Origin of the sequence: Clostridioides sp. ZZV15-6388 (assembly GCF_020657755.1) — a bacterium.
Taxonomy (GTDB): domain Bacteria; phylum Bacillota; class Clostridia; order Peptostreptococcales; family Peptostreptococcaceae; genus Clostridioides.
Map to the genome: position 1 here is coordinate 56,771 of NZ_JAGWCU010000014.1, position 13,364 is coordinate 70,134.

Genomic DNA, 13,364 nt, shown 5'->3' on the forward strand with positions numbered 1-13,364 from the left:
AAATGTATGTGTGGAGTTTTAGGGATTTACTCTAATAAAGATGTAACTAAAGAACTATATTATTCTTTATATTCTATGCAACACAGAGGGCAGGAAAGCTGTGGTTTAGCTCTTTTAGATGATGGAGAAATTAAGTACAAAAAAGATATGGGATTAGTTGGAGATGTTTTTAAGGAAAGTGAATTATCTAAGTTAAAAGGAAATATAGGTATTGGACATGTTAGATATTCAACAGCTGGAGGAAGTCATGTTTCTAACTGTCAGCCTTTAGTTGGAAGTTGCAGAAAAAGACAATTAGCTATAGCTCATAATGGAAATCTAGTAAATGCAAATTATTTAAAAGATATGCTAGAAGAAGATGGATATATGTTCCAAACTAATTCAGATACAGAAGTAATTTTATATATACTTGCAAGATATTACAAAGGTGATATAGTAGAAAGTTTAAAAGTAACAATGGACTATATCAAAGGTGCATATGCTCTTGTAATAATGAGTCAAGATGAATTGGTTGCAGTTAGAGACCCACATGGATTTAGACCTCTTGTACTTGGTAAAAAGGGTGATGAATATATATTTGCATCAGAAAATTGTGCAATAGACATACTTGGCGGAGAAGTTGTAAGAGATGTAGAGCCAGGAGAAATAATAGTAGTTAAAGATGGCGAATTAAAATCATATTTTTACTCAGAAAATTATAAACCAGTTAAGAAAAGTTGTATATTTGAACACATATACTTTGCAAGAAATGATGCAACTATAGATAATGTAAATGCATATGAATTCAGAATTAAATGTGGGGAAAGATTAGCTCAAGATGAAAATGTAAAAGCAGATGTAGTAGTTCCAGTTCCTGATTCAGGTTGGCCAGGGGCTATTGGTTATGCAAATGCTAGTGGATTAAAAATAAGTGAAGGTCTAGTTAAAAATAGATATGTAGGAAGAACATTTATAAAACCTACACAAGAGGAAAGAGAAATAGCTGTAAAAATAAAACTAAATCCTCTTTCAACAGTAATAAAAGGAAAATCTATAATTTTAGTAGATGATTCAATAGTAAGAGGAACTACATCTAAACAGTTAGTAAAATCTTTAAGAGAAGCAGGAGCAAAAGAAATTCATCTTAGAATAACATCTCCTCCAGTCGCTTACTCTTGTTATTATGGAATAGATACTCCAAATCGCTCTAAGTTAATTGCATCAAGTAACAACGTAGAAGAAATGAGAGAATATATTGGATGTGATAGTTTAAAATTCCTAGATATAGAAGGAATGTTAGATGCAGCAGAACATAAGTCTACTTTCTGTAAAGCTTGTTTTGATGGAGAATACCCAGTTAAAAAAATTGATAAGGAGGAACTACTTTCATGTTAACATATAAAGAATCAGGTGTAGATATAGATGAAGGAAATAGAGCAGTAGACCTTATAAAAGGGAAAATTAAAGGAACTTATGATGGAAATGTAGTTGGAGATTTAGGAAACTTTAGTGGATTATACAGTTTAAAAGATTTTGTAGGAATGAAAGAACCAGTTTTGCTTGCATCTACAGATGGTGTTGGGACTAAGTTAAAAATAGCTCAAATGATGGACAAGCATGATACTGTTGGAATAGATTTAGTTGCAATGTGTGTAAATGATTTAATATGTCAAGGTGCTAAGCCATTATTTTTCCTTGATTATATAGCTCTTGGAAAATTAGTTCCTGAGCATATAGAAAAAGTAGTTGGCGGAATAGCAGATGGTTGTAAGATGTCTGGTTGTGCACTAATTGGTGGAGAAACTGCTGAAATGCCTGGAATGTATGGAGATGATGATTATGATTTAGCAGGATTCTCTGTAGGTATAGCAGACAAAGAAAAGATTGTTTCTGGAAATGATGTTAAATCAGGAGATGTATTAGTTGGTATATCTTCAAGTGGAGTACACAGTAATGGATTTTCTTTCATAAGAAAGATATTCTTAGAAACTTATGATTATAAGATGGAACAATATGTAGAAGAACTAGGAATGACCGTTGGGGAAGCACTTTTAACACCAACTAAAATATATGTTAAGTTAGCTTTAGATGTATTAGCTAAACATGATATAAAAGCTATAGCTCACATAACTGGTGGAGGGCTTATAGAAAATATAACAAGAGTTATACCTAAAGGATTAGGATTAGATATAAATAAAAAATCTTGGGAGAAACCTCCTATATTCAAAATGATAGAAGGTTTTAATGCTGTAGATGAGAGAGAACTTCATAAGAGTTTTAACATGGGTATTGGACTAGTTTTAATAGTAGATAAAGAAAATGCCAACGATGTTGTAAACTTTATAAATAATAGAGAAAATGACAATGCTTCTTATGTAGATAAAAAGTATAGTGAATTATTAGAAGATAAAGCATATATAATTGGTGAAGTAGTAGATAGTCATGAAGGTGTAGAATTATGCTAAATATAGGAGTTTTAATATCTGGTGGAGGAACAAATTTACAAGCAGTTATAGATGGTACTGAGTCTGGAAAGATAAAAGGTCAGGTTAAAGTAGTTATCTCAAGTAAGCAAGATGCTTATGGTTTAGAGAGAGCTAAAAATCATAACATAAAGGCAATTTGTGAAACTAATGAAGACAAGATAATAGAAATTCTTAAAGAAAATAAAATAGATTTAGTAGTTTTGGCTGGTTATTTAAAAATAATCAGCCCAAAGCTGGTTAATGAGTTTAGAAACAAAATGATAAACATACATCCATCATTAATTCCTTCATTTTGCGGAGCTGGATTCTATGGAGAAAGAGTCCATCAGGGAGTAATAGATTATGGGGCTAAAGTAACTGGTGCTACAGTTCATTTTGTGGATGAAGGTGCTGACACTGGACCAATAATAATGCAAGATGTAGTTAAGGTAAATCAAGATGATGATGCAAAAACACTTGCAAAAAGAGTGTTAGAAGTTGAACATAGGATTTTGGAAGAGAGTTTAAGTCTTTTTTGTGAAAATAAATTAAAACTTCAAGGTAGGAGAGTGTTTATAAATGAGTAAGAGAGCTTTAATAAGTGTAACTGACAAAACAGGTGTAGTTGAATTTGCTAAAGAATTAAATAAGCTAGACTATGAAATTATATCTACAGGAAATACTTTTAAGACATTAAAAGAAAATGGAGTTAATGTAATGCAAGTTGAAGATGTTACAAACTTCCCAGAAATATTGGATGGAAGAGTAAAAACATTAAATCCATATATACATGGTGGAATACTTTACAAAAGAGACAAAGAATCTCATGTAGAAACTGTAAATGAACATAAAATACATTCAATAGATTTAGTAGCTGTAAATCTATACGATTTTGAAGGAACTTTAAAAGCTGGAAAAAGCCACGATGAAATGATAGAAAATATAGATATCGGTGGACCATCTATGATACGTTCTGCTGCTAAAAACTATAAAGATGTAATAGTAGTAGTAGATATAAAAGATTATGATTCTATAATAGAAAAATTAAAAACAGACACAATGACATTAGAAGATAGAAAAAAATTATCATATAAAGCTTTCTCAACTACAGGAAGATATGATGCTTTAATATCTAGCTATTTTGCTGGAGAAGTAGGAGATACATATCCTGACATATTAAATTTAACTTTCCAAAAAGAACAAACTTTAAGATATGGAGAAAATCCACATCAAAATGGTTTCTTATATTCACAATCAAATGCAAAAAATCCAATCTTAAATTATGAACAACTAGGTGGTAAAGAACTTTCTTTCAACAACTTAAATGATTTACATGGTTGCTTAGAAGTTATGAGAGAATTTAAAGATAGTGAAGACGTAGTTTCAGTAGCTATAAAACATGCTAATTCATGTGGTGTAGGATTAGGAAAAGATGCTTTTGAAGCATATACAAAATGTTATGAAGCAGATAAAGTATCAATCTTTGGTGGAATAGTAGGAATAACTTCTACTATAGACAAAGCTACAGCAGAGAAATTAAATGAAATATTCTTAGAAATAGTAGTAGCATACGATTTTGAACCAGAAGCATTAGAGATACTTAAACAAAAGAAAAATCTAAGAATCTTAAAATTAGCTAAGATAGAAAATAGTTTACAACCATATGAAATGAAATACTTAGATGGAAAATTATTGATACAAGATAGAAATAATATATTAGCAGAAAAAAGCGAAAATGTAACAAAAGCAAAACCAACAGATGAACAACTTAAAGATATGGAATTTGGTATGAGAGTAGTAAAAAACATGAAATCAAATGCAATTGCAATAGTAAAAAATGGTCAAACTCTAGCTTTAGGTTGTGGACAAACATCAAGAATTTGGGCATTAAAAAATGCTCTTGAAAACAATAAAGATAAAGATTTTACAGGAGCTGTTTTAGCATCAGATGCATTTTTCCCATTTGATGATTGTGTAACATTAGCTCATGAATATGGAATATCAGCAGTAGTTCAGCCAGGTGGCTCTATAAAAGATAAAGATTCAATAGAAGCTTGTGATAAGTATGATATGGTTATGGTATTTACAGGAATAAGACACTTCAAACACTAAGGAGGATATTATGAAGATATTGGTTGTAGGCGGTGGCGGAAGAGAACATGCTATATGCTGGAAATTAAGCAATGAAAAAAATGTAGAAAAAGTTTATTGTGCGCCAGGTAATGCAGGAATCGCAAATGTAGCAGAATGTGTAAATATAGGTGATACTGATGTAGAAGGACTTTTAAAGTTTGCCAAGGATAACAACATAGGTCTAACAATAGTAGGTCCAGAAGTACCACTAGTTATGGGAATAGTAGATGAATTTGAAAAAGAAGGTTTAAGAGTATTTGGACCTAATAAAAAATGTGCTCAACTTGAAGGAAGTAAAGCTTTTTCAAAAGATTTTATGATAAAGCATAACATACCTACTGCAAAATATAAAGAATATACAAACTTAGAAGAAGCTATATCAGAAATAGATAGCTTTGGGTATCCAGTAGTAATAAAAGCGGACGGATTAGCTGCTGGAAAAGGTGTTGTAATACCTGAAAATAGAGAAGATGCTATAGCAACTTTAAAAGAAATGATGTCAGATAAGAAATTTGGAACTGCTGGAGATAAAATAGTAATTGAAGAATTTTTAAAAGGTATAGAAACTTCCATCTTGGCATTTGTAGACAATGATACAATAGTTCCTATGGCAAGTGCAAAAGACCATAAAAAGGTAAACAATTATGAACAAGGACCGAACACAGGTGGAATGGGAACTTTTTCACCTAGTGAAATCTATACAGAAGAATTAGCAAATAAAGTAAAAGAAACAGTACTAGAAAAAACATTAGAAGGATTCAAAAAAGATGGACTTAACTTTAAAGGTATTTTATTTGTTGGTCTTATGATAACTGATGATGGAGAGAAAGTACTTGAATATAATGTAAGATTTGGAGACCCTGAAACACAATCTGTTTTATTTAGATTAGAAACAGATTTACATGAAATAATGGAAGCTATACTTGACAACAAGTTAAAAGACATAGAAATAAATTATAGTGATGATGAAGCTGTATGTGTTATGCTTACATCAGGAGGGTATCCAGACAGTTATGAAAAAGGAAAAGTTATAACTGGTCTTGAAAATTTGGATGATGATATAGTAGTATTCCACAGTGGTACTAAGATGCTTGATGGTAATTTAGTTACTAATGGAGGAAGAGTAATTGGTATAACTGCAAAATCAACTACAGTTAAGGATGCAGCAGAAAAAGTTTATGAAAATATAAAGAAAGTAAACTTTGAAGGGATGCACTATAGAACAGACATAGGAAGATAATTTTTCTAAAATGGAGGATAAGGTATGTTGAATACTGAAAATAAAGACTCAATGGTTAGAAGAGTACTAGTTGAAAAAAGAGAAGGTTTTGACCTTGAGGCTAAAGCTTTAAAAAAGGATTTAGTGGAAAGTTTACACATAAGTAGTATAGAAGATTTAAGAATATTAAATAGATATGATGTAGAAGGAATATCAGAAGATGTTTACGAAAATGCAGCAAAGACAATCTTTTCTGAGCCAAATCTAGATGTAGTATACTATGAGGAAATACCAGAATTAAATGGAGAAAGAGTATTTGCAATAGAATTCCTACCTGGTCAATATGACCAAAGGGGTGACTGGGCAGCTCAATGTGTCCAAATAGTAAATCAAGGTATAAGACCTGCTATCAATACAGCAAAGGTTTATATATTATCAGGTAAAATAACTGATGAAGAATTTAGCAAAATAAAAGATTACTGCATAAATCCAGTGGATAGTAGAGAAGCATCTTTAGAAAAACCAGAAACATTAAAAATGGAAACTGAGATACCAACATCAGTTGAAATATTAGATGGATTTATAGATTTAAATGAAGATGGATTAAAATCATTTGTAAGTGACAAAGGGTTAGCAATGACTTTAGGAGACTTACAACATGTTCAAAAATACTTTAAAGATGCAGAAAAGAGAAACCCAACTATAACAGAAATAAAAGTTTTAGATACTTATTGGTCTGATCATTGTAGACATACTACTTTTATGACTGAAATAGAAAATGTAAAAATAGAAGATGGTAAGTTTAATGATATAGTAAAAGAAGCGTATCAAATGTATCTTAACTCAAGAGACAATGTATATGTAAACAGACACAAAGATATATGCTTAATGGATATAGCTACAGTTGCAGTAAAAGAATTAAAGAAAAATGGTAAGTTAAATGATTTAGACGAAAGTGAAGAAATAAATGCATGTAGTATAAATGTAGATGTTGAAGTTGATGGAAAGATGGAAAAATATTTAGTAATGTTTAAAAATGAAACTCATAACCATCCAACTGAAATAGAGCCATTTGGTGGAGCAGCTACTTGTTTAGGTGGAGCTATAAGAGACCCATTATCAGGAAGAAGCTATGTTTATCAAGCAATGCGTGTTACAGGAAGTGCTGACCCAAGAACAACTTTAGAGGACACTTTACCTGGAAAGCTTATGCAAAGAAAAATAACTACAGAAGCAGCTCATGGATATAGCTCATATGGTAACCAAATAGGTCTTACAACTGGACAAGTTGCAGAAGTATATGACGAAAACTTTGTTGCAAAGAGAATGGAAATAGGTGCGGTTATAGCAGCAGCACCAAAAGAAAATGTAGTAAGAGAAAGACCTGAAGCAGGAGATGTAATAGTTCTTCTTGGAGGAAAAACAGGAAGAGATGGCTGTGGAGGTGCAACTGGTTCATCTAAAGAACATAGTGAAGAGTCAATATTAACTTGTAGTGCGGAAGTTCAAAAAGGTGATGCTCCTAACGAAAGAAAAATACAAAGATTCTTTAGAAATAAAGAAGTTGCTCAAATGATAAAAAGATGTAATGACTTTGGAGCAGGAGGAGTTTGTGTTGCTATAGGTGAGATTGCTGATAGTTTAGATATAAATTTAGACTTAGTTCCTAAAAAATACGATGGACTTGATGGAACAGAACTTTCAATATCAGAATCACAAGAGCGTATGGCAGTAGCTATAAAAAAAGAAAATAAAGATAAATTTATACAATTAGCTGTAGAAGAAAACTTAGAAGCTACACATGTAGCTACAGTAACTGACACAGGATATTTAAGAATGTTCTGGAATGGAAAGGCAATTGTTGATATAAATAGAGAGTTTTTGGATACAAATGGAGTAAAACAAACTACTGATGTTCATGTTGCTAAAGTAGATGAAGAAAATACATTCTTTGCTTCTAATGAAATAGTAAAAGATGTTAAATCTGCAAGTATGAAAGATAAATTTACAAAAGTATTATCAGACCTTAACGTTTGTTCTCAAAAAGGATTAGTAGAGATGTTTGATAATACAATTGGTGGTAATACAGTACTTATGCCATTTGGTGGAAAGTACCAAGCTACTCCAACTCAAGGTATGGTTGCTAAGATACCAGTTCTTGGTGGAGAGACTAATACTTCTACAATAATGACTTATGGATATAATCCAAAAGTAGGAAAATGGAGTCCATTCCATGGAGCTTTATATGCAGTAGTAGAATCTGTATGTAAATTAGTTGCTATTGGAGGAAATTACAGCACAACAAGACTTACATTCCAAGAATACTTTGAAAAACTTGGTAACAATCCAGAAAAATGGGGGAAACCATTCTCAGCACTTTTAGGAGCATTTTATGCACAAAGTAAGTTTGAGATACCTGCTATAGGTGGGAAAGACAGTATGTCTGGTACATTTAAGGACATTGAAGTTCCACCAACATTAGTTTCATTTGCTGTTGATACAGTAGACGCTAAGAAAGTAGTATCTCCAGAATTTAAAAAAGCAGATTCAAAAGTAGTAATGTTATGTGTAAATAAATCAGAAAATGATGTTATAGACTTTGAAGAATTAAAGAAAAACTTAGATAAAGTAAGAGAACTTATACATGGAAATAAAGTTTTATCAACATATGCATTAGGATTTGCAGGTGTGGGAGAAGCAATAAGTAAAATGGCTTTTGGTAACAAAATAGGATTTAAGTTTAGTGAAGAAGCTGAAAAAGTATGTACAGATGATAAATTATTTGAAGCTAGTTATGGAAATATAGTACTTGAATTAGCAAATGATGATTTGAGCATGTTAGATGAATATAATTACATAGTGCTTGGAAGTACAGTTAAAGATGCTAGTATATTCATTAAAGGCGAAGAACTTTTATTAGATGAATTATATAAAGCGCATTGTAGTACTTTAGAGCCTATATTCCCAACTAAAACAGAAGAAGTAAAATCAAAAATAGAGACTATAAGCTATATATCACAAGGAGAGGCTAAAAAATCATCATTAAGTATAGCTACTCCAAGAGTATTTATACCAGCATTCCCTGGAACAAACTGTGAATACGATTCTGCAAGAGCATTTGAAAGAGCAGGGGCTAATGCAAATATAAGAGTATTTAAGAATTTAACTTATAAAGACATAGAAGATTCTATAGATACAATAGTGAATGAAATAAAATCTTCTCAAATAATAATGTTACCAGGAGGATTTAGTGCTGGTGATGAGCCAGATGGTTCTGGTAAATTTATAGCTACTGTATTTAGAAACCCTAGAGTTCAAGAAGCTATAAATGAGTTTTTAACTCAAAAAGATGGTCTAATGTTAGGTATCTGTAATGGATTCCAAGTGTTAATTAAGTTAGGTTTAGTTCCATATGGAGAAATAAGAGTTCCAAGTGAAAGTGCACCAACACTTACTTACAATAATATTGGCCGTCATCAAGCTAAGATTGCTAGAACTAGAATTTCATCTAATAAATCTCCTTGGTTAGCTCAAACTAATGTTGGAGATATTCACAATATAGCAATTTCTCATGGAGAAGGTAAATTTGTTGCTAGTGAAGATGTTATGAGAGAATTAATTGCTAATGGACAAGTAGCAACTCAGTATGTTGATTTTAATAATGAAGCTACTTATGATATTGAGTTTAATCCAAATGGTTCATTCTATGCTGTTGAAGGTATAACTAGTGCTGATGGTAGAGTGTTTGGTAAAATGGGACATTCTGAGAGAATTGGTGGGGAAGTATTTAAGAATATCATAGGTGAAAAAGACCAAAAGATATTTGAATCTGGAGTTAAGTATTTTAGATAGGATTCTGATAATTAATTGGTAATTAAAACATATATTTTAAATATTTAGACTTAGAGAGATGTAATAATATGATGATAATCATTTGATATTACATCTCTTTTTTACTTACATAAAAATATATTCTACGCAAGTCAAAATATAAGCTATGTTATAATTAATTATTAAGAGGAATTGAATATTTACTGGAGGATGAAAATAATTAATGAAAATATTAATAACAGGGTCTAATGGCCAATTAGGAAAAGAATTGGTCAACCAATTAAAATCAATCAATCAAAGTATGAATCAACCAAAATATACTATATTAGCTACAACAAGAGATGATTTGGATATATCTAATCAAATTAATGTAGATGATTTTATTTTATATAACAAACCTGATGTAGTTATAAACTGTGCAGCATACACGAAGGTTGATGTATGTGAAGATAATATAGAAATTGCATATAAAATAAACGCATTAGGAGCAAGAAGTCTAGCAATCGCATCAGAAAGAGTTAATGCTAAACTTGTTCATATATCAACTGACTATGTATTCAATGGTTTTTCTAAATATCCATATAGAGAAGATAATAAAACTGAACCTAATTCTGTGTATGGAAAAAGTAAACTTATGGGAGAAAAATTTGTGGAACAATTCTCACATAAGTACTTTATATTGAGAACAGCATGGCTATATGGTGATGGGAATAATTTTGTAAAGACTATGATAAAACTTTCTTTAGAAAACAAAGAAGTTAATGTGGTTAATGACCAGTTTGGAAGTCCAACAAGTACAGTAGACTTAGCAAAGGTTATAATAAGAATCATGGAGACAGAGAATTATGGAGTTTATCATGCCACATGTGAAGGGCAATGCAGTTGGTATGATTTTGCTAAAAAGATATTTGAATTAAAAAATATAGATATAAAAGTAAATCCAATTAAAAGTAGTGATTTTAAAAGTAAGGTTCAAAGGCCACAATACTCTGTACTAGATAATTTTATGTTAAAATTAATAGGATTAAATTCGTTTAGAGTATGGGAAGAGTCTATTGAAGAGTATCTAAAAGTATATGACATAGATAGGAAATAAATATACTGATTGTAGAAAATAAAATAAGATATTACATAAAATATAAATATTTCTTTTATTTATCCGATAATCATAATATGACAAAAACAATTTTAAGGATGGAATAAATATGAAGGGAATTATTTTAGCAGGAGGGTCTGGAACAAGACTATATCCTATAACAAAATGTATATCAAAACAAACACTTCCAATATATGATAAACCAATGATATATTATCCTATGTCAGTTCTTATGTTGGCAGGGATACAAGATATACTAATAATATCCACACCAAGAGATATAACAGCATTTGAGGAATTATTTGGAGATGGAAGTTCATTAGGACTTAAAATAACATATGCAACTCAGGAGAAACCAAATGGGATTGCAGAAGCATTTATAATAGGAGAAGAATTTATAGGAAATGATAGTGTATCTCTTGTATTAGGTGATAATATATTTTATGGGTATGGATTTAGTGAAAGATTAGAGAATGCAGTTAAAAGAACTGGAGCAACTATATTTGGATATCATGTTAGTAATCCAAATGCGTTTGGTGTTGTAGAATTTGATAAAGATTTTAATGTTTTATCAATAGAAGAAAAACCTAAAATACCTAAATCTAATTATGCTATACCAGGGTTATACTTTTATGACAATGATGTTGTAGAAATAGCAAAGCTTGTTGAACCATCAGATAGAGGTGAATTAGAAATAACTTCGATAAATAATGAATATTTAAGAAGAGGAAAATTAAAGGTAGAACTTCTAGGAAGAGGTATGGCTTGGCTTGATACTGGTACACATAAAGGTCTATTAGATGCTTCTAACTATGTCGAAGTGGTTCAAACAAGACAAGGATTGTACATAGCATGTTTAGAAGAGATTGCATATACAAAAGGATACATAAGTAGAGAACAATTAATGAAATTAGCCAAACCACTGATAAAAACTGAGTATGGTCAATATCTATTAAATTTGGCTAGTGAAGATATGTAATTATGGTAAATAAAATTTATTATAAATTTTATTAAGGGAGTTTGTTATAATGGGAAAATTTAATTTTATAAAGACAAAAATAGACGGATTATATATAGTCGAACCAAATGCGTTTTGTGATGAAAGAGGATATTTTATGGAAAGTTACAATAAGAAGGATTTTATAGAGCAGGGTCTTGATATGTGTTTTATTCAAGATAATGAGTCTAGCTCGAGAAAAGGTGTTTTAAGAGGAATGCATTTTCAAACTAAATATCCTCAAGGAAAATTAGTCAGAGTTACAGAGGGAGAAGTTTTCGATGTTGCAGTTGACCTAAGAAAAGATTCACAAACATTTGGAGCGTGGGAAGGAATAATACTGTCTGATAAAAATAAAAAGCAATTTTATATTCCAGAAGGATTTGCACATGGATTTTTAGTTTTATCAGAAAAAGCAGTATTTAGTTATAAGTGTACAAATTATTATTATCCAGAATTTGAGAGTGGTTTTATATGGAATGATAAGCAAATATCGATTGAGTGGCCTTTACAAGGAATTGAAGAACTATTCCTATCAGCAAAGGACAAAAAACAAAAAAGTTTTAAAGATATTTGTATAGAACGTTAATAAAATTTATTAGAATTAACATTTAGGAGAAAAATATGAAAAAAATACTAATAACTGGAGGAGCAGGATTTATTGGAAGTAATTTTGTACATTATATGCTTAATAAGTATGTAGATTATTTTATTGTTAATCTAGACTTGTTGACTTATGCTGGTAACTTGGAAACATTAAGAGAAATACAAGACAAGCCCAATTATAAATTTGTTAAGGGAGATATTTCAGATAGAGAACAGGTATATAATTTATTTGAAGAAGAAAAATTTGATATGGTTGTTAACTTTGCTGCTGAATCTCATGTGGATCGGTCAGTTGAAAATCCACAATTATTTATCCAAACAAATATTATAGGAACTCAAGTGCTTCTAGATGCATCTATGAAATATGGAGTAAAAAGGTATCATCAGATTTCTACAGATGAAGTCTATGGTGATTTACCAATTGATAGAAAGGATTTATTTTTTACAGAACAATCTACTATCAATCCAAGTTCTCCTTATTCAGCCTCTAAAGCATCAGCAGATTTATTGGTGAACTCTTACTATAGAACATATGGCTTGCCAACAACTATATCTAGATGTTCAAATAATTATGGACCATATCATTTCCCTGAAAAATTAATACCTATTATGATTTTAAATGCCTTAGAAGATAAAGATTTGCCAGTGTATGGTAATGGAGAAAATGTAAGAGATTGGTTATATGTATACGACCATTGTACTGCTATAGACTTAATAATACATAAAGGTAATATAGGTGAGGTTTATAATATAGGTGGTCATAATGAAAGAAGTAATATAGAAGTAGTAAAAACTATATTAAATCTTTTAGGTAAATCTGAGGATTTAATATCCTATGTAAATGATAGACCTGGTCATGATTTAAGATATGCTATTGATCCATCTAAAATAGAGAATGAGTTAGGTTGGAAGGCAAAATATGATTTTGATTCAGGTATAAAAGAAACAGTTAAATGGTATATAGAGCATGAATATTGGTGGAAATCTGTTCTATCAGTTTAGATTGGATGTTTATAAAATTTAGAAAGGGGAGTTTTA

The 13,364-nt window shown here is 30.6% G+C and carries 10 protein-coding genes; all 10 read left to right on the forward strand.

Features of this window, described 5'->3' with window-relative positions:
* Window positions 1-6: 6 nt before the first annotated feature.
* Window positions 7-1,374 (forward strand): amidophosphoribosyltransferase, encoded by a 1,368-nt coding sequence (gene purF, locus KGF48_RS10545; protein ID WP_227827803.1) that lies wholly within the window; start codon window positions 7-9, stop codon window positions 1,372-1,374.
* A complete protein-coding gene (gene purM, locus KGF48_RS10550) occupies window positions 1,368-2,444 on the forward strand; it encodes a phosphoribosylformylglycinamidine cyclo-ligase (protein ID WP_227839325.1) in 1,077 nt (358 codons plus the stop codon). Before purF ends, purM begins: the two co-directional genes overlap by 7 nt.
* Window positions 2,438-3,031, forward strand: a complete 594-nt coding sequence (gene purN, locus KGF48_RS10555; RefSeq protein ID WP_227434636.1) for a phosphoribosylglycinamide formyltransferase — start codon at window positions 2,438-2,440, stop codon at window positions 3,029-3,031. The genes purM and purN overlap by 7 nt, the downstream gene beginning before the upstream one ends.
* Complete coding sequence (gene purH, locus KGF48_RS10560) at window positions 3,024-4,556, forward strand: bifunctional phosphoribosylaminoimidazolecarboxamide formyltransferase/IMP cyclohydrolase (protein ID WP_227839324.1); 1,533 nt, start codon at window positions 3,024-3,026, stop codon at window positions 4,554-4,556. Before purN ends, purH begins: the two co-directional genes overlap by 8 nt.
* Before the next feature lie 10 nt (window positions 4,557-4,566).
* Window positions 4,567-5,817 carry a phosphoribosylamine--glycine ligase gene (gene purD / locus KGF48_RS10565; protein ID WP_227827800.1) on the forward strand — a complete coding sequence of 417 codons (1,251 nt, stop codon included), beginning with the start codon at window positions 4,567-4,569 and terminating at the stop codon, window positions 5,815-5,817.
* A 24-nt stretch (window positions 5,818-5,841) separates the two neighbouring features.
* A complete protein-coding gene (locus KGF48_RS10570) occupies window positions 5,842-9,648 on the forward strand; it encodes a phosphoribosylformylglycinamidine synthase (RefSeq protein WP_227839323.1) in 3,807 nt (1,268 codons plus the stop codon).
* A gap of 202 nt (window positions 9,649-9,850) precedes the next feature.
* Window positions 9,851-10,723, forward strand: a complete 873-nt coding sequence (gene rfbD / locus KGF48_RS10575) for a dTDP-4-dehydrorhamnose reductase (protein WP_227827798.1) — start codon at window positions 9,851-9,853, stop codon at window positions 10,721-10,723.
* A 109-nt stretch (window positions 10,724-10,832) separates the two neighbouring features.
* Complete coding sequence (gene rfbA, locus KGF48_RS10580; protein WP_227839321.1) at window positions 10,833-11,702, forward strand: glucose-1-phosphate thymidylyltransferase RfbA; 870 nt, start codon at window positions 10,833-10,835, stop codon at window positions 11,700-11,702.
* Between the two features lie 49 nt (window positions 11,703-11,751).
* Complete coding sequence (gene rfbC / locus KGF48_RS10585) at window positions 11,752-12,309, forward strand: dTDP-4-dehydrorhamnose 3,5-epimerase (protein ID WP_227856545.1); 558 nt, start codon at window positions 11,752-11,754, stop codon at window positions 12,307-12,309.
* Window positions 12,310-12,344: 35 nt separating this feature from the next.
* Window positions 12,345-13,328 carry a dTDP-glucose 4,6-dehydratase gene (gene rfbB, locus KGF48_RS10590; RefSeq protein ID WP_227839319.1) on the forward strand — a complete coding sequence of 328 codons (984 nt, stop codon included), beginning with the start codon at window positions 12,345-12,347 and terminating at the stop codon, window positions 13,326-13,328.
* The last annotated feature ends 36 nt before the right edge of the window (window positions 13,329-13,364 follow it).